We start from the raw sequence: 18,001 nt of genomic DNA, 5'->3' as shown, positions 1-18,001 counted from the left end.
AACCTAATAACTGAGGGATTTCGTGTGGGAGAAGGATTAGATGCGGGGAAATACTATGTTGTACATTACTATTATCCTGATTGGTTTTTCTTAATCCCAATAGCTTTGTTTATTTTAAGCGGAGCATTATTTTTTCTTTGGTTATTATTTCAAATTAAATATGATTATTACACAAGATATTCACAATGATGAAATTTATTTTTTCCTAAACCACAAGAAAACCTCTTTGACTCCAAGTTCAAAGAGGTTTTTTTCAGGCACTACATACTCCAAAATCAAAATTTCACTAATTGTAAAGAGGGATATTGTTTTCTTGTTTTTGGGAAATACATTTCTCTCTTACAATCAATTAAACTGCTATTCTTAATTTTTGCAACTGTGCTATGTCAAAAGGATTTGACTTGCAATAAAACATCATCTTTATTTTAAAAAAGTGTACCCGACTCTTATTTTTTATATTATTTTTGCAGCAGCTTCTAATAAATGCGTTTGATTCGGTATTCTTCTAACCACTTCTTTACCGATCTCAATTGAAGCAGTTGCAGCAGGCGAAGGGGCATTGCATACGTGGACAGTCCGTTTGCCCAAAATAATATGGAAATCATCAACCATTGTTCCATTACTTTTCAGTGCCTGTGCCCGTACTCCGGCGGGAGCAGGAATTAGGTCATCTTCCTTAATCTCTGGAATCAGTTCCTGAAGACTCTTTGTAAAATGGGATTTACTAAAAGATCTGATATATTCCTCAAGTCCTTCTTTCATAAATTTCCCTGCAAGCTTCCAGAAACCGCCGTAGGCAAGTGTTTCAGCTAAATCACGTGGACTGAAATCAGTTTTCTTGTACCCTTCTCGTTTAAACCCAAGCACAGCATTTGGTCCTGCATCCACTTCCCCTCCAATCATGCGTGTAAAATGAACGCCGAGGAATGGAAAATTTGGATTTGGTACAGGATAAATTAAATGTTTCACCAGATAACGTTTTTCCGGCTTTAATTTATAGTATTCCCCGCGAAAGGGAACTATTTTCATATCTGTTTTATACCCCGCCGCAGCCGCAACACGATCACTATGAAGCCCTGCACAATTAATCACAATACGTGCTTTCAATGTGCCATGGTTCGTTTCAATCTGGACAGTATCACCTTCCTCATGCATTTTTTCTACCTTTGTATTAAACTGAATTTCTCCACCATGGGCCTGGATTATCTCTGCAAACTTTTCGCTGACCTGTCGATAGTTTACAATGCCGGCTTGCGGAACGCGAATCGCTCCAAGTCCGCGGACATGTGGTTCTATTTCTTTCAATTCATCCACATGAATCTTTTCAATTGTCAGTTCGTTTTTTAGGCCGCGATTATATAGATCTTCAAGAAGCGGCAATTCTTCCTGTTTCGTGGCAACAATAACTTTTCCACAAATATCATGTTCAATCCCATGTGTCTGACAAAATTCTGTCATTGATCGACTTCCTTGCTTAGCAAAACGCGCTTTAAAGCTTCCGGGTTTATAGTAAATTCCCGAGTGAATCACTCCGCTGTTATGGCCCGTTTGATGCTCAGCTACAGCCTTCTCTTTTTCAATCACAACGATTTTCGCATTCGGGAAACGTTCATATAAGGCCATTCCTGTTGATAAACCGACAATTCCCCCGCCGACAATTGCAAAATCATACATTTCAACGCCTCCTATTTATTGCGATCTTGTGCTTTTTAAACGTTCCATATAATTAATTAAATTGTTTTTAGTACGAAAAATATGATACTCCACCGCCGCCCGCAATTCGTTAGGATCTCCTCGTAAAACCGCTTCATAAATGCATCGATGCTCACGTTGCGTTTCCTGAAAATAATCAATTAATAAATTAGGCGCTATCGGTGAAATGCCAAGAGTCTCTACCATTTTATGGACTCGTGGCCATGGACAACCTTTCCTGAGTGTTTCGTGAAATGAGGCATTTAGTCGAATATACTCATCATTCGTTTCATCAGTTAATTGAAGCGCTTCCATTTGGAGCAAAAGATTTTCCAATTCTTGTTTATCATCTTCTGTTAAAAAGGGCAGCGATTTTTCAACGGCCAAGCCTTCAAGAATTGAACGGGTTTGGTAAATTTCTTCAATATTATCATGTGTAATCGGCGTGACTATGGCCCCTTTATGAGGGACTAGCTCTACCAGACCCTCCATTTGGAGCTGCGTCAGAGCTTCCCGTATGGGCATGCGGCTGACACCGAGCCGCTCCGCCCATTCTTCTTGAATAAGCCGGTCCCCTTTTTTCAATGTTCCATCTAATATGATCTGTCTAAGAGTCTTCGTTACTTTTTTTACGATTGTAGATTTATTTTGGGCTATTTCAGTCATTAAATATCCACCTCGTTTTATATTGGATACAATATTAAGTTTATCATACTGTATTTAGGGCATCAATCCCTAATTTTTCAAAATATTGTATCCAATCACTTTTATTTAGGATCCAATCTGAATTAACGATGATGATCATCAACACGATAAATCCACAAAAAAAACGGACAATGCTGAACTCCCAGCTTGTCCGTTTCTCCATGTCTTCTTTATTTTAATTTAGAGTGAAATTCTTTCCCTTGTTTTTTGAAGGTTAAACATTTTCATTTTGTTATATAATGTTTTTCTAGTGATACCCAGCAGCTCTGAAGTTTTTGATATGTTCCCATCATAGACATCTAGAGCTTTGATTATGAATTCTCTTTCCACCTTCTCCAGTGTGGTTAATTCAACTCGTTCAGGTAAAAACATATGCTCTATGACTTTATAAGGGAAGTGTTCGATCGTAATCTTTTTCCCTTGAGAGATTAAGACAGCTCGTTCTATATAGTTTTCGAGCTCTCTTATATTCCCTGGCCAATGGTATGATTTTAAATATTTCAAAATAGCTGGATCAAATTCCGGACACTTTTGATTCAATCGCTTACTAATTTTATTTAGTAAGTGATTAAATAGCACTGGAATGTCTTCCTGCCTTTCACGTAGTGGAGGAATTTGGATTACAATAATTCCTAATCGATAATATAAATCTCGACGGAAACCATTTTTGTCTACTAAGTTTTCAAGTGATTGATTAGATGCCGCTATTACTCTAACATTGATTGGAATGGGGGACGATCCACCTACACGCGTCACTTCATTCTGCTGCAGTACCCTCAGTAATTTAACTTGCATATCTTCAGGCATACTATTGACTTCGTCTAAAAATAGCGTTCCGCCATGGGCCAGCTCAAACTTGCCTGGCATTCCGCCCTTTTTCGCCCCAGTAAATGCGCCCTCCTGGTATCCAAATAACTCACTTTCAATAAGTTGACCAGGAATAGCACCGCAGTTTACTGCAATAAAAGGGTTTCCGCTTCTCTCGCTCTCATTGTGAATGGCTTGTACAAACAATTCTTTACCTGTTCCACTTTCACCTTCAACAATGATTCTTGAGTTTGTTTTCGACACTACTCTTGCGATATTAATCGCAGCCTGTATTCCCTCTCCACTTCCAATTATGTCTTCAAAGGTAAAATGCTTACCCACTGATTGGAGGGTGTTCTTTTTTATTTGTGAATTTCTTTCTTTCACAAGAAGTTCGTTTTCGATCGCTTTAGCAAGAGAAACAACCATTCCAAGCGTATGGGTATGCTTTAGTGAATAATGTCCTGAAAGTGTTAGGACACCTATTAATTTCCCATTACCATCATGAATCGGAGCGGCCGCACAAGACCATTGATGAAAATGGACGTTGTAATGTTCCGGCCCACCAATATGTATTGGCTTCCTTGTTGTAATGGTGACACTAATTGCATTTGTACCGGCACTTTCAGAGCGGTTTGCCCCAATTTCGAAATTACTTTTTTTCCCTTGATCGACCACATGTTTGTCGCCTCTAACATCTAATACATTTCCGAATTGATCGGTTAATACAAATAAAAAGTTAGTTTCTTTTGTTATATCGCTAATGAGGTTAATAAATGGAGCAACTTCGTTGATTAATAATTGATTTTTGCTTATTAAGTTTTGAATTTCATCTTTATCTAATAAAGGAGGTTTTTTGAAGGGATTCACATTTAATTTTCGGCAACGCTTCCATGAATCTGCAACTTCTTTTCTCAGATGGGAAGTATCATTTCCGCCATTAATAAATTGGTCCCATTTATTATAAAGTTCTTTGTAAGAATAATCGGATGGCAATAAAATTCCTCCCGTTCAATAGTAATAATGGGTTTTATATTAAAATGTATAAAATTCCGAATAGTCACTATTAAATAATAACAGACGTTTGTACATTTTGGAAGAATATATCCTAAAAATGGGATAAAAGATGGGGATCCAAGGATACTGGGTAGTTTTAAACAAAAAAAGCTGATAAAATCGCCTAAAACAATTTGTATCAGCTTTTTTTATTATTAATGTTTAACTAAACTTTTCTTCTTCTCTAGCCAAGCTCTTGCAGTTTCCCAAATCCCTTCTGATACAGTAGGATGTGGATGGATAAGTGAAGCTAATTCATCCATCGTCCCTTCCAGAAAAATAGCAGTAGATACTTCAGAAATCATCTCGGTTACATGAGGACCAACCATTACTGCTCCAAGAATTTCGTCATAGCGATCATCCGCAATGAGCTTAATAAATCCTGATGACTCATCCATTGCCATTGTTTTGCCGTTTGCTCTTAGCTGCAGTGTCTCGCTTCGATAAGAATAGCCTCTTTCTTTTGCTTCCCTTTCGGATAACCCCACACTAGCAATTTCCGGAAATGTATAGATACAACGTGGAACCACTTTATAATCAACTTCCTTGAATATACCAGAAGCGTTCGACGCTGCGACTATACCTTCACTACTTGCAACATGGGCCAATTGCCAGCCGCCAATGACATCTCCAACAGCATAAACATTCGGATAGCTTGTTTCCATTTGTTTATTAACGGCGATAAATGGACCATTCATCTTCAAATCCAACTTATTGACACAACTTACATTTGGTTTACGTCCTGAGGCAAACAAAACTTCTTCCGCGGAAACTGTCAACCGCTCCAAATTCTTAAGCTCAACAGTTATAACCTTTTCTGAATCAATCTCACCTGCTTCAACTACTTTTGCAGATGTATGAATGGTGATACCCTTTTTCTTAAGTTCTTTCGTCATTAACCTCGAAGCATCTTCATCTTCTCCAGCAATGAGTCTTTCTCCCATTTCAATGATCGTTACTTCAACGTTCAAACTAGAAAAAATACAGGCAAACTCCACTCCAATAATTCCGCCGCCTATAATGACGATCGATTTTGGTATGTAAGTTAAATCAAAAATCGTATCGCTTGTATGGGCTTGTATGTGTTCAACGCCCTTAATCGGAGGTATATAGGGTTTTGAACCAGTAGCAATGATCATTTTTTTACCATACACCTCAGATTGAATACCATTTGATTCAATAGTAACTCGATTATCGGGAAGAACGGTGGCTAAACCATTTATGAGATCGACATTTGCACTTTTCAAGAGGTATTCTACCCCTTTTCGCAAATTCTCTATAACCGTGGTCTTCCGTTTCATCATTTTTTCAAAAGATAGATGAACGTTTTCAACTTCTATTCCCCACTTTTTTGCTTTTTCTAACATGTCGAGGAATTCTGAATGCCTAAGTAACGTTTTTGAAGGAATACACCCGCTATTCAGGCATGTTCCACCAAGGTATTGATTTTCAATGAGGGCCACTGACAAGCCCTGTTTCCCAGCGAAATCTGCAGCAACATAACCGCCTGGACCCCCGCCGACTACAATTAAATCGTACATCTTCATATTTCTCACCTCAAAGAATTAATTCATAAGGATTTTCTAATAAATTTTTCAGTTCAGTGAGAAACTCAGCTGCCGGAGCCCCATCAATCACCCGATGGTCAAATGAAAGGCTGAGGGTTACGAATTGCTTTGCAGCAAATGATCCGTTCTCAGAAACTACTTTTTCCTGAATTCTTCCGATTCCAAGGATTGCAGATTGTGGCTGATTAATAATTGGCGTAAACGCATCAACAGCATACATCCCCAAATTACTAATTGTAAATGTTCCACCAGTCAAATTTTCTGGAGCCAGTTTATTTTCTCTAGCCAGATTGACAATTCGCTTATTTTCTTCCGTAAGGGCTGAAAGTCCTTTACTATCTGCATTTCTGATAACAGGTACTACTAACCCATTCGGAACAGCAACAGCTACCCCGATATTGACTTCAGATAGAATTTCGATCATATTCCCATTTAATGAAGCATTCACCATTGTATGCGCTTTTAATGCGTTTGCTGTAGCTTTGATAAAAATTTCGGTATAGGATAGACGATGCCCCGATACCTTCTTGATCTTCTCGAGTAGTTTCGTTCTTAATTCGATTGCCGCTGTCATTTCGACTTCAGAAATAAGTGTTACATGTGGTACTGTTGTAACACTCTGTACCATTCTTTCTCCAATAATCTTTCGCAAACCATTATATTGAATGGTTTGCTTTCGAGAGATTGGATGGCTGCCCACCACATCGGAAGATACAATTTTCCCGTTTGCCCCCGTGCCTTGGATGTTTACTAAATCCATATCATTGTAATGAGCAAGCTTACTAGCCAGAGGACTTACTTTTTGTTGGGGGTTAATAAATTTTTCTACATCCTTTACTTGAATGCGATTATTGGGACCTGTACCTTTAACTTGGCGTAAGTCAATACCATTGTCTTTTGCCAGCTTATTTGCTGCAGGCGTTTTTCTAGGTTTATTTATTCCTGTAAAATGCAGTTGTTCTTCTCTATCGATTGACGAAGAAGTGTTTTTTGCTGCTGGTTCTACCTCTTCCTTCAATCCCTCTATATGATTAGTTTTTAGATTCTCAATTTTTTCATTAGCTTGGCCAATATAGGCGATTGGTTCTAAAACAGGTACTTCATCATCAACATTAAATAATCTCTTTAATAAGATGCCTGACGTTGTAGCTTCCACTTCAAGATTGATTTTGTCGGTCATAATCTCAAGAATCGGTTCACCTTTATCAACTCGATCCCCTTCATTCTTTATCCATTCCAAAATCGTTCCACTCTCCATAGTTGCTCCGAGTTTTGGCATTAACACTTGTTCAGCCATGTTCGACCCTCCTGTCAGGCATACGTTAGTATCATTGATTTAATAACTTTCTTTATATCTTCAACTTGGGGAACTGCTTGTTTTTCAAGTGAGGGATTATACGGAATCGGCACAGCTTTCCCTCCAAGTCTTACTACTGGCGCATCCAGGTAATCAAATGCTTCACTTTCATTAATGACACTGGCAATCTCTGCACCATATCCGCCACGTTGTACCGCTTCATATACCACGACAGCACGTCCGGTTTTTTTCACAGATTCAACGATTGTTTCTGTATCAAGCGGCACTAATGTGCGTGGGTCGATAACCTCTACACTAATTCCTTCTCTTTCAAGTTCTTCTGCTGCTTTCAAAGCCCTATGAACCATAATAGAAGTTGCAACGACAGTGACATCGCTGCCCTCTCGCTTAATATCCGCTTTTCCAAGTGGGATGACATAGGATTCTTCAGGTACGTCGTCTTTCATACCATATAAAAGCTTATGTTCATAGAAAATAACTGGATTATCATCTTCTAATGCCGCTTTAAATAAACCTTTCGCATCATAAGCTGTAGATGGCTGTACGACTTTTAATCCTGGAACATGTGCCATCCATGCCTCTAAGCTTTGTGAATGCTGAGCTGCAAAACCCGCTCCAGAGCCGCCAGGAGTACGGATAACAATAGGGACTTTTCCCTTTCCACCATACATATAACGTAATTTTGCTGCTTGGTTTACGATTTGGTCCATCGCAACCGTCACAAAATCGGAAAATTGGAGTTCTAAAATCGGACGCATTCCCATCAAGGCGGCCCCAATCGCAACTCCAGTAATGGCTTGTTCTGAAATTGGTGTATTTAATACCTTTTCTGGTCCCAATCTTTCAATCATTCCTCTGGTTAGTCCGAAAGCACCGCCATAAATCCCAATATCCTCACCTAAAATAAAAACGTCTTCATTTGCTTCGATTTCTTGGCACATAACTTCATTAATTGCTTCTGCATAAGTAATTTTACGCATAAATATTCCTCCTTCCTTTTTTATTATGCAAACACGTCTTCTTCAAGTGAGCTAAGTGGTGGTTCAGGACTGTTTTCGGCAAACTCAATAGCTTCGTCTATTACTTGCTTTACTTTTTCTTCTACTTCAACTATTTCTTCTTTTGACAAAATACCTTCGTTCAATACTCTTTCCTTAAAAAGCTTGATTCCGTCTCTATTTGTCATCCAATCTTGTTCTTCATCCCGAGTTCTGTATTTTCTAGCATCACTTTTGGAGTGTCCTCTCCATCTATAAGTCTTAGCTTCTATTAAAGTTGGCCCTTCTCCATTTCTAGCACGATCTACAGCTTTTTGAGTCTCTTCCATTACAGCAATGACATCAGTACCGTCTACGGTAACTCCTGGAATACCGTACGAACTTGCACGTTGTGATAAATTCTCTACTTTCGTCATTTCTTTAATGGAACTTGACATTCCATATTGATTATTTTCACAAAAGAAAATAACTGGTAAATTCCAAACAGACGCTAGATTAATTGCTTCATGGAAAGCTCCCTCATTGGTCGCTCCATCACCAAAAAAACAAACGACAACATAGCCTAAATTCTTCTTCTTAGAAGCTAACGCTGCACCACAACCAATTGGCAGCCCACCTGCAACAATACCATTCGCCCCAATATTTCCTATTTCTAAATCAGCAATATGCATGGATCCGCCTTTTCCTTTACAGTACCCTGTTTCTTTGCCTAATAGCTCAGCCATCATAAATTTAACTTTCGAGCCCTTTGCGATACAATGTCCATGTCCACGATGTGTGCTCGTAATTTTATCTTGAACGGTTAACACCGAACATGCACCAACAGCGGTAGGCTCTTGTCCGATACAAAGATGCATAGTTCCGTGGATTTTCCCTTGCATAAACTGTTTTTCAACCGCTTCCTCAAAGTCACGAATTAGTATCATTTGATATAATAATTCTTTCAACTTTTCTTTTCCTAGCTTTTGGATGCTACCAACTGTGCTTGTCTCCATAAGGGAAACCCCCTTCACATTTGAACTGTTATACTTATTTGATACATGATAATAATTTCTTTATTTTTCATAATCGTAATACATTAACACTTTTCCACATTCTCTTGATTCGATGATATCAAATGCTCTTTCCCATTCACTTAGTGGAATAACATCCGTAATAATTGGCTTTAAATCAATTGTATTCGTTGATAGGATTTTCCTTACCTTTTCCCAAGTTTTCATGGAGTGAGCAAAGGAGCCGTACAATTGAATTTGTTTATACAAAATGGAGTCGATATCCATTTCTACATTACTTCCTATAATTCCAAGCTGGATGTATTTTCCCATTTTCTTCAATGCTTTAAGGGAATTGTTTACTGCTGATGGAGCGCCAGAGCATTCAAGCGCAATATCTACACCTACACCATCCGTTAACTTTTCTATAATTTCATTAAGATCTTGGGTAAATACATCCACTGTTGTATGTGCCCCAAGTTTTTTAGCAATGTTAAGTCTTGTAATATCCTGACTTGTTCCTGTAACGATCACATTGCAGCCTTTACTCATTAGTAAGCTCAAAGAAATGAGTCCAATTGGTCCTGGACCCGAAATTAACACCCAATCACCTGCGTTAAACTCCGTCAATTCTTCGATAGCTTGTACAGCACATGCTAATGGTTCTGCAAGAGCCGCTTCTTGTAATGAAATAGTAGGCGGCACCTTATACACCATTTCTTCGTTTACAACTACATATTTCGTGAAGCTTCCATTCACTCCGCTGCCGAGACTTCTCCGTTCAGAACAAAACATATAATAGCCTTGTTTACAGTACATGCAGTTCTTACATGTCCAAGCAATGGAAGGAAGCACCATAACAATATCGCCCGGATTAATATTTTTTACATTTTTTCCTGATTCAACTACTTCTCCTGAAAATTCATGCCCAATCACAACAGGAGGATAACTCTTATAGCTATCATGATAAATATGCATATCTGTTCCACAGATTCCGGAATAACGCACTCTTATTTTTATTCCTGTTGCATCACAAACTGGTTCAGGAATATCAAGAATATTCAAATTTCCAAAACCCGGCTCCGTCTTCATAAGTGCTTTCATTTTGATCCACTCGCTTATTAGTTAGTAATTTTTTAGCGGCAAAAATGTTATTCCTAGGCTAAAATTGATTAGGTCTTTCTTTGCTTAATTAATTCAGAGGTAAACTTAATCCTTCTGAAAAAGTTATACTTTTTCAGAAGGATCTTTTTTCAACTCTTATAGCCCTAAAGAAATAAATTTCTCTTCTAAGTAATCTCTAATTCCTTGGTGACCGCCTTCACGGCCATAGCCACTGTGATTCATCCCACCAAATGGTGCTTGTGGTACGCCAGGAACAGCATCATTTAGTCCAATCACTCCAAAGTTTAGGGCTTCTGAAACAGTAACAGCACGTTGAATGTTGGATGTGTAAAGATAAGCTGCCAATCCATACTCCGTATTGTTCGCTTCGAATATGACATCTTCATCACTACTAAAAGTTGTAATAGGAGCAACTGGCCCGAAAGTTTCTTCCCTCATGATAATCATCTCTTTTGTAACATTACCGAGAATAGTTGGTTCGTAATAAAAACCGTTAGGATCCCCTGTAACTTTACCGCCAATCAAAACTTCCGCACCTTTTGATGTAGCATCTTCTACGTGCTCTTTTACCTTTTCTAGCCCATCTTTACTTACTAGTGGCCCAATTTGCACCGTTTGATCCAAGCTATTTCCAACTTTTAACTCTTGAACTTTTTTAACAAAAAGCTTTGTGAACTCTTCTTTAATATTTTCGTGAACATAAATACGGTTTGCGCAAACACATGTTTGACCTGCATTTCTAAATTTACTTGCAACAGCCCCCTCAGCTGCTTTTTCTAAATCAGCATCTTCAAATACGATGAATGGAGCATGTCCGCCTAGCTCTAAAGAAAGCTTTTTCAATTGTTCTGCGGATTTTTCTACTAATTTTTTACCAACCTCAGTAGATCCTGTAAAAGAAACCTTTTTAACTACTGGGCTTTCAAAGATTTCATCAGATATTTCTCTCGTCGCACCTGCCACAATATTTACTACTCCACTTGGAATTCCCGCTTTTTCAACTAGGCTTGCAAAAGCAAGAGCTGAAAGCGGTGACTGACTTGCAGGTTTGACAATACCGGTACAACCAGCAGCCAAGGCAGGTCCAAGCTTTCGAGTCATCATTGCTAACGGGAAATTCCAAGGAGTAATAGCCGCAATTACACCAACGGGCTGTTTCACAACAAACAATCTTTTGTTTGGTGAGGATGCTGGAACAGTTTCTCCATAAATGCGGCGGCCTTCTTCTGCATACCAAGATAGAAAGCTAGCAGCATATTTCACTTCTCCACAAGCTTCAGAATAAGGTTTACCCATTTCCATGCTCATAATAGTTGCCAGTTCTGTCTCATGCTCCAGCATTAAATCACGTACCTTCAATAAATAATCCGCTCTTTCATTTGCTGTCAGTTTAGCCCATTTTGGAAATGCTGCATTTGCAGCTTCAATAGCCGCTTTCGTTTCTTCTTTTGCTCCTCTTGGAACCTCAGCAACAACATTTCCTGTGTTTGGATTTTTCACTGTAAAGGTAGAACCATTACTAGCATTTTTCCACTCTCCATTAATGAATAATTTAATATTTTCTAAGTCAATCAATGATAATAGTTTTGTAGTTTGTAACATTCTAATTCCTCCCACTCTTAGTAAATGCTCCATTTATCTATCAAAAATAATTTAGAATTATATAAAGTGTTCTAGCACTACTTTTAAGAAAAAACCATACCGCCATCAATTACTACCGCTTGCCCTGTCATATAATTTGAATCCTCAGAGGCCAGAAATGAAACATAGTTCGCTACATCGGCCGGTTCTTCAATTCTCCCTAAAGGGATTCCATTAATTTTATTTTTCAATGTTTCTCCTAAAGGCACATTCATATACTCACTCATTTTACGATCAATTTCTTCCCACATGCCGGTTCCTACAATACCCGGACAATACGCATTAACCGTAATTCTATGACTTGCAAGTTCTTTTGCAGCAGTTTGAGTCAGACCAATGACAGAAAATTTTGTCGCACTATAGTGACCCAGAAATTCAACTCCTCTTTTTCCGGAAGTACTGCTTGCATTGATTATTTTTCCGCCCTTTTGTTTGATCATTACTTTTGCAGCAGCTTGCATGCAAAACATCGTTCCAAACACATTGATACGAAAAATTCTTTCCATATCTTCTTCCGTAATTTCAAGCAGTGGCTTTACTTGGACAATTCCAGCGTTTGAAACCATGACATCAAGACGTCCAAAATGTTCTACCACTTGATCAACCATCGAAAAAACTTGTTCTCTATTGCTGACATCTGCAACAATAGGTAAGGCTCTTTGTCCTAATTTTTCAATCTCTGAAGCTACATATTTAATAGATTCCTCACCAATGTCATTCAATGCTACATCAAATCCATCAGTAGCCAACCTTAGGGCAATCGCTCTTCCTATACCAGCCCCTGAACCCGTAACTAAAGCTATTTTCCTTTTTTTCATGTTTATCCCCCGATTTTTTCGGAAAGTTATTTTAAATGAAAACCTTTTGAATTCACAAAGTCTTTCATATGTGTCCTTCTAGGTGTGGATAAAAAATCACTCATTGATTCTGACCAATTTGTCTTTTTTTGGTTTGTCAGACGACTTCCATAGTAATCTTCTAACTGAGAGTCATATAGATCCAAAACTTCTTGATATTTTTCTTCGTTATATACATTTTCATGAAGGATTGCTTCAACTGGTAAACGTGGCTTAACCAGCTGATTTTCATTTGGGATCCCAACTGTCATACCGAATAAAGGAATGGTTTTATCAGGTAAACCAACAACTTTACTAATTTCTTCAGGGTTATTTCTTACCCCTCCAATATAGCAAATACCATAGTTTTGAGATTCTGCAGCCACTACAAAATTTTGAGCAAATAATGCTGTATCAATGACAGCAACAAGGAAATTTTCAAGAATTTCATTCTGTATACTTGTTCCTTGTTTTTTACATGCATATTCCAAGCGTTTCAAGTCAGCACAAAATAATAATAAAACAGGTGCTGATTCGATTTGCCTTCTATTATTTGAAAGTGATGCAATAGCTTCCCTTTTGTCTGGATCCGTTACATGAATAACTGAATATGCTTGAACAAAGTGGGAGGATGCAGCATGTTGGGCAGTAACCAACAATTTTTCTAGCATTCCTAAAGGCAGACCTTCCTTTTTATAGTCTCTTATGGAAGTATGACTTCGTATAAGATCGAGCGTTGTATCAATTTTTTGTTCAAAAGTCATATAACTATCCCCTTCATTAACTTATTGCCAGTACCGGCTTTAAGACGACTTGATTTAAACCATCTTCAAAAGCCTGTGTAACATTTATCAAAGGATAAATTGTCATTAGATCCATTAACTTTTCTGATAATGAATTTAATACTGTAAATGCTTCATTATAATCTTCTGGATTACAACCGTAACTTGTATTGACATGTACCTCATTTCTTACTAATTCCGTTAAAAAGAGGGTTGTTTCATATTCGTACAAAGCCACCAAAATAGCCTTACCCCCCTTTTTCAAACTACGGAATCCTGTTTTTACCGCTGCACTTGATCCGGAGCATTCAAAAACGATGTCTACCTTTTCTTTCACATTCCCTGATTCAACAATGTGAGGGATGACTCCGAATGATTGGCATTTTGACAATCTACTTTCATAATCCCGCTCTAGTCCCGATAAATAAACTTTCCCACCCTTCTGGGCGAGTATTAAACTTACAAAAAAGCCAATTATTCCTGGACCTTGAACTAGAATAATATCAGATTTTGCTATTTCTCCGGCCTGACGGACAGCATGAACAGCAATTGCCATTGGCTCGCTTAATGCTGCTAAATGAAGTGGTATATCCCCTGGAACTTCTTTTACATATTGCACATTTGTTTTCACATATTGTGCCATGCCGCCATCATAATGAAGCCCTATTACTTTATTTTGAGCGCAGATAGATTTCCGCCCGTTTTGGCAGTTTTCACAGAGGCCGCAATAATTCATAGATTCCACGATGACTCGTTTTCCCTTTAAGTGTTTTGCTGAGGCATCAAAGCAATCAACGACAACACCTGAAAATTCATGGCCCAAAATAATGGGTTTATGAACAAACTCATAACCTTTTGAATGCTTATATGCATGAAGATCGCTGCCGCATACACCACAGTACTCTACTTTTATTAACACTTCATTACGGAGGAGTGTTGGCAGTTCTTTTTCTTGAAGGATAATTTCCCCTGCTTTTTCTGTTTTCAGGGCCACTCGCATACATGTCACCTCTACATTCCAAGATAAGCTTTTTTCAAATGTGGATCTTTAATTAAATCTGCAGATTTCCCAAATAACGACAATCGCCCATTTTCTAATACATACGCATCACTAGCTATAGCCAATGATTGCTGTACATTTTGCTCGACAAGAAGAATTGTAATTCCCTTATTTCTTATATTTAATAAGTCCTTTAATAACTGTTGGACTAATATAGGAGCTAATCCGAGCGATAGCTCATCAATAATCAAAAGTTTAGGATTAGCCATTAATCCTCTGGCTATAGCAACCATTTGCTGCTGTCCGCCGCTTAGGTCACCTGCCATTTGATTTTTTCTTTCTTCTAAAATTGGAAACAAATCAAACACGAAGCGGAGATTTTTTTTGAAATCTTTTTTTGCCCGTTTGGAATAAGAACCTAATTCCAAATTTTCCTGAATAGACATATAGTTAAAAAGCTTTCTACCTTCTGGTACCTGGATGATCCCTTCTTCCACAATTTCATGCGGGCTCATTTTGTGAATCTCTTTACCGAAAAATGTAATTTCACCACTCGAAATTCTTTCTAGCCCAGAAATAGCATTGATTGTACTGGACTTTCCCGCCGCGTTCGCTCCTAGTAATGCAGCAATTTGACCTTCATTAATTTCCAATGAGAGATTCCATAAGGCTTGAATTTCGCCGTAGAATAAGTTTACGTTTTGTAATTTAAGCAAAGCTCAATTCCTCCCCAAGATAAGCTTTAATTACTTCTGGATTGTTTGCGATTTCTTTTGGAGTCCCCTCGGCTATTTTCTCGCCATGATGCACTACCACTATCCGATCACAAACATTCATGACAACTTCCATTATATGTTCAATAAGAATGATAGTAATTCCGCTGTCTCTTAGCCCCTTGATCATTGGCAGTATTTCCTTCACTTCACTTGGATTTAAACCCGCCATAACTTCATCCAACAGTAGCACGGTTGGCTGGGTTGCCAATGCTTTCGCTACTTCAAGACGCTTTTTATCAGCGATGGTTAAGCTTTTTCCAACTTGGTCTTTCTTTTTATCTAAACCAACTTTTTTCAAAATTTCCATGCTGTATTCTCTTGCTTCTTTTGTGCTGGATGCCTTATTAAAAGCTCCAACCATCACATTTTCAAGTACAGAAATATTGCCAAATGGCTTAACAATTTGATAGGTTCTGCCAATTCCTTTTTTGCAAATAACATAGGGCTTTTGACTAGTAATTTCTTCATTTTTAAATATTACATGTCCGGATGTTACCCCGAGTGATCCGGAAATAAGGTTAAACAATGTCGTTTTACCAGCCCCGTTTGGCCCAATGATCCCGACAATTTCTTTTTCATTTACATCAAAAGAAACATTTTTTACGGCTTTTAACCCACCAAAATGTTTGGAGACTTCTTTAACTTGAATAATCAACTTTTTCACCCTCCCCTACTTTGATTTTTTTTTTATTTAAGCCTTTTAGTTTTTCAGGAATGCGTTTAAGGATTGGAAGCAATCCATTGGGCAAAAACGATACGATTAAAATTAATACAATCCCGTATATTAGATAATTCATTCCACTTAAGGACGGGAATGTAGAACGTAAAAGCTCATTTAATGGGATAATGATGAACGCTCCTAATACCGGTCCGAAAACAGTTCCTACTCCGCCGATAATTGCTATCAAAGCAATCTCAATGGAAAAGTTTAAGTTAAAAACAGAAATTGGTTCAAAGAACAACATATATTGAGCGTAAAATACGCCCGCAACCCCCGTCATTCCAGCACTGATAGCCATGGCAATCATTTTATATTTTGTTACATTAATACCAAGTGTTTCAGCACCATCTTCGTCTTCACGAATGGCCTTCAAGTAATATCCAACCTTTGTTTTATCAACCCAAATAGCAATTCCTATACTAATAACAAACAATACTAATACGACAAAATAGTAGGCGCTGTATTCTCTAAAAATAAGGTTTTTTAAACCTGGATCAAAACGAATGTTAACACCGATTGCTCCATTTGTGACGTTTTTGAAATATAATGTCAAGTGGCGGATTACCTCTGCAAATGCAATAGTTGTTAAAGTAAAATATGTTCCTTTTAATCTGAAAGCAGGCCATCCGATTAAGACACCAACTACTATGGAAATGACGGCTGCAATGATAAATCCTAACCACGGACTAACACCAAATTTAAGATATAAAAGCGATGAGGAGTAAGCTCCTAATCCAAAAAAGATCGCATGGCCGAGTGATAATTGACCACCGTATCCGCCTAGAATATTCCATGCTCCAGCAATCGTTGCATACAATAAAATAAGAATGAAAATATTTAAATAGAATTTATTTTGAACAACAAATGGAGTTACTAGTAGAAATATCCCAAAGAAAATAAGAAATTTTTGTTTTGACAATAGCTGCATCATTTTAATCCTACCTCCTCTGCGCCTTTACCCAAACTAAAAATACCAGCTGGACGTACTAGTAATACCATGATGAAAATGATGAAGTATACTGCTTCCTTTAGACCAGGGTCAAAAATGACACCTGAAAGCGCCTCGACTACTCCAATGATTAACCCCCCAAAGAAGGCACCGAACATACTTCCCATTCCACCTAATACAACGACAACGAACGCAATAAGTACGAAGGATGTTCCAATTGTTGGATAAACCGAGTAAATTGGCATGAGCATAGCACCTGCAAGACCTACCAAACCGGAACCGATTCCGAAAGCTAAAAGATAAATTCTTTTGACATTAATCCCCATCAAAAATGCAGCTTGTCTTTGCATAGCAACTGCTCGGATGGCTTTTCCAGTCATCGTTTTTTGCAAAAAGAGATATAAAAGGACAGCTACTGCAACGGCAACTCCGAATGCAATTAGTCTAGGAACGCTGATTGCAAATTCTCCTATATTAATAACTTGTGTTTGATAACTGGTTTTAACTGAAAGATGATTCGCACTTAAAGTCATTAAAGCAAGATTTTGAAGTGTAATCGATAATCCTAATGTTGCAAATATTTTCGTTGAAGCAGGAGTATCTAAAATGGGCTGGATCATAATTCTCTGCGTAATTACACCCAGCAAGAAAAGACAGATGATTACTAGAATGGCAGAAACATATGGGTCAAGACCCAATGTCGAATAAAATAAGAAACTAATATACATGGCAATCATTAGCAGTTCACCATGTGCAAAGTTAACGATTCTTACGACTCCAAGGATTAAATTCAAGCCCATGCTGATTAAAGAATATATCCCACCTAACAATAGACCCGAGATAAGTGTTTGAACTAATGTCATATTTACACCTCGCTGTTTCATTTTAAAAGGATTTACCCAAAAGTGCTTGCACCTGATACCTGATAGTCGTTTCTAAATATTGATTGGACATAGTCTTGTTTCAAATAAATATTTTCTGCTGATGCCAAGCACTTAGTTCTGGGTAATCCTTTTAGCTGTTTTTTTGTAAAAC

At 37.9% G+C, this 18,001-nt stretch carries 16 protein-coding genes; all 16 read right to left on the bottom strand.

All coding sequences use genetic code 11. The annotated features are described in order from the left end of the window. Window positions 1–453 precede the first annotated feature (453 nt). Window positions 454–1,674: an L-2-hydroxyglutarate oxidase gene (lhgO, locus tag AC3ANL_RS04975; RefSeq protein ID WP_488328159.1), complete on the bottom strand. Its 1,221-nt coding sequence runs from the start codon at window positions 1,672–1,674 to the stop codon at window positions 454–456. 15 nt (window positions 1,675–1,689) lie between these two features. After that, window positions 1,690–2,358, bottom strand: a complete 669-nt coding sequence (locus AC3ANL_RS04970; RefSeq protein ID WP_488328158.1) for a GntR family transcriptional regulator — start codon at window positions 2,356–2,358, stop codon at window positions 1,690–1,692. A gap of 219 nt (window positions 2,359–2,577) precedes the next feature. Next, a complete protein-coding gene (locus AC3ANL_RS04965; RefSeq protein ID WP_488328157.1) occupies window positions 2,578–4,200 on the bottom strand; it encodes a sigma-54-dependent Fis family transcriptional regulator in 1,623 nt (540 codons plus the stop codon). A gap of 215 nt (window positions 4,201–4,415) precedes the next feature. Then, window positions 4,416–5,807 (bottom strand): dihydrolipoyl dehydrogenase, encoded by a 1,392-nt coding sequence (lpdA, locus tag AC3ANL_RS04960; RefSeq protein WP_488328156.1) that lies wholly within the window; start codon window positions 5,805–5,807, stop codon window positions 4,416–4,418. Window positions 5,808–5,817: 10 nt separating this feature from the next. Beyond that, window positions 5,818–7,125, bottom strand: a complete 1,308-nt coding sequence (locus tag AC3ANL_RS04955) for a dihydrolipoamide acetyltransferase family protein (protein WP_488328155.1) — start codon at window positions 7,123–7,125, stop codon at window positions 5,818–5,820. A gap of 14 nt (window positions 7,126–7,139) precedes the next feature. Then, window positions 7,140–8,126: an alpha-ketoacid dehydrogenase subunit beta gene (locus AC3ANL_RS04950; protein WP_488328154.1), complete on the bottom strand. Its 987-nt coding sequence runs from the start codon at window positions 8,124–8,126 to the stop codon at window positions 7,140–7,142. 23 nt (window positions 8,127–8,149) lie between these two features. Continuing rightward, window positions 8,150–9,139 carry a thiamine pyrophosphate-dependent dehydrogenase E1 component subunit alpha gene (locus tag AC3ANL_RS04945; protein ID WP_488328153.1) on the bottom strand — a complete coding sequence of 330 codons (990 nt, stop codon included), beginning with the start codon at window positions 9,137–9,139 and terminating at the stop codon, window positions 8,150–8,152. Window positions 9,140–9,199: 60 nt separating this feature from the next. Next, entirely contained in the window at window positions 9,200–10,240 is a 1,041-nt protein-coding gene (locus AC3ANL_RS04940; protein WP_488328152.1) for a zinc-dependent alcohol dehydrogenase, read from the bottom strand. A 156-nt stretch (window positions 10,241–10,396) separates the two neighbouring features. After that, the gene (locus tag AC3ANL_RS04935) at window positions 10,397–11,863 is read right to left on the bottom strand and encodes an NAD-dependent succinate-semialdehyde dehydrogenase (RefSeq protein WP_488328151.1); all 1,467 of its coding nucleotides are present in this window, start codon (window positions 11,861–11,863) and stop codon (window positions 10,397–10,399) included. A gap of 83 nt (window positions 11,864–11,946) precedes the next feature. Beyond that, window positions 11,947–12,720: an acetoin reductase gene (locus AC3ANL_RS04930; protein ID WP_488328150.1), complete on the bottom strand. Its 774-nt coding sequence runs from the start codon at window positions 12,718–12,720 to the stop codon at window positions 11,947–11,949. A gap of 26 nt (window positions 12,721–12,746) precedes the next feature. After that, on the bottom strand, window positions 12,747–13,484 hold the full coding sequence (nfsA, locus tag AC3ANL_RS04925; RefSeq protein ID WP_488329654.1) for an oxygen-insensitive NADPH nitroreductase: 738 nt from the start codon (window positions 13,482–13,484) through the stop codon (window positions 12,747–12,749). Between the two features lie 34 nt (window positions 13,485–13,518). Beyond that, window positions 13,519–14,520, bottom strand: a complete 1,002-nt coding sequence (locus tag AC3ANL_RS04920) for a zinc-dependent alcohol dehydrogenase (RefSeq protein WP_488328149.1) — start codon at window positions 14,518–14,520, stop codon at window positions 13,519–13,521. An 11-nt stretch (window positions 14,521–14,531) separates the two neighbouring features. Further along, on the bottom strand, window positions 14,532–15,236 hold the full coding sequence (locus tag AC3ANL_RS04915) for an ABC transporter ATP-binding protein (RefSeq protein ID WP_488328148.1): 705 nt from the start codon (window positions 15,234–15,236) through the stop codon (window positions 14,532–14,534). Further along, window positions 15,229–15,960, bottom strand: a complete 732-nt coding sequence (locus AC3ANL_RS04910; protein WP_488328147.1) for an ABC transporter ATP-binding protein — start codon at window positions 15,958–15,960, stop codon at window positions 15,229–15,231. Before AC3ANL_RS04910 ends, AC3ANL_RS04915 begins: the two co-directional genes overlap by 8 nt. Beyond that, on the bottom strand, window positions 15,935–16,948 hold the full coding sequence (locus AC3ANL_RS04905; protein ID WP_488328146.1) for a branched-chain amino acid ABC transporter permease: 1,014 nt from the start codon (window positions 16,946–16,948) through the stop codon (window positions 15,935–15,937). Before AC3ANL_RS04905 ends, AC3ANL_RS04910 begins: the two co-directional genes overlap by 26 nt. Next, on the bottom strand, window positions 16,945–17,829 hold the full coding sequence (locus tag AC3ANL_RS04900) for a branched-chain amino acid ABC transporter permease (protein WP_488328145.1): 885 nt from the start codon (window positions 17,827–17,829) through the stop codon (window positions 16,945–16,947). The genes AC3ANL_RS04905 and AC3ANL_RS04900 overlap by 4 nt, the downstream gene beginning before the upstream one ends. Between the last annotated feature and the right edge of the window lie 172 nt (window positions 17,830–18,001).

Source organism: Neobacillus sp. DHD-1R (assembly GCF_057747995.1).
This window is presented reverse-complemented; position numbering and strand designations above follow the sequence as displayed.

Bases quoted from the DNA above. Each gene is read 5' to 3' on its own strand.
- AC3ANL_RS04905 (WP_488328146.1), bottom strand. From the start codon at position 16,948: ATGATGCAGCTATTGTCAAAACAAAAATTTCTTATTTTCTTTGGGATA.
- AC3ANL_RS04970 (WP_488328158.1), bottom strand. From the start codon at position 2,358: ATGACTGAAATAGCCCAAAATAAATCTACAATCGTAAAAAAAGTAACG.
- AC3ANL_RS04945 (WP_488328153.1), bottom strand. From the start codon at position 9,139: ATGGAGACAAGCACAGTTGGTAGCATCCAAAAGCTAGGAAAAGAAAAG.
- AC3ANL_RS04920 (WP_488328149.1), bottom strand. From the start codon at position 14,520: ATGCGAGTGGCCCTGAAAACAGAAAAAGCAGGGGAAATTATCCTTCAA.
- lpdA (WP_488328156.1), bottom strand. From the start codon at position 5,807: ATGAAGATGTACGATTTAATTGTAGTCGGCGGGGGTCCAGGCGGTTAT.
- AC3ANL_RS04935 (WP_488328151.1), bottom strand. From the start codon at position 11,863: ATGTTACAAACTACAAAACTATTATCATTGATTGACTTAGAAAATATT.
- AC3ANL_RS04955 (WP_488328155.1), bottom strand. From the start codon at position 7,125: ATGGCTGAACAAGTGTTAATGCCAAAACTCGGAGCAACTATGGAGAGT.
- AC3ANL_RS04930 (WP_488328150.1), bottom strand. From the start codon at position 12,720: ATGAAAAAAAGGAAAATAGCTTTAGTTACGGGTTCAGGGGCTGGTATA.
- lhgO (WP_488328159.1), bottom strand. From the start codon at position 1,674: ATGTATGATTTTGCAATTGTCGGCGGGGGAATTGTCGGTTTATCAACA.
- AC3ANL_RS04940 (WP_488328152.1), bottom strand. From the start codon at position 10,240: ATGAAAGCACTTATGAAGACGGAGCCGGGTTTTGGAAATTTGAATATT.
- AC3ANL_RS04950 (WP_488328154.1), bottom strand. From the start codon at position 8,126: ATGCGTAAAATTACTTATGCAGAAGCAATTAATGAAGTTATGTGCCAA.
- AC3ANL_RS04900 (WP_488328145.1), bottom strand. From the start codon at position 17,829: ATGACATTAGTTCAAACACTTATCTCGGGTCTATTGTTAGGTGGGATA.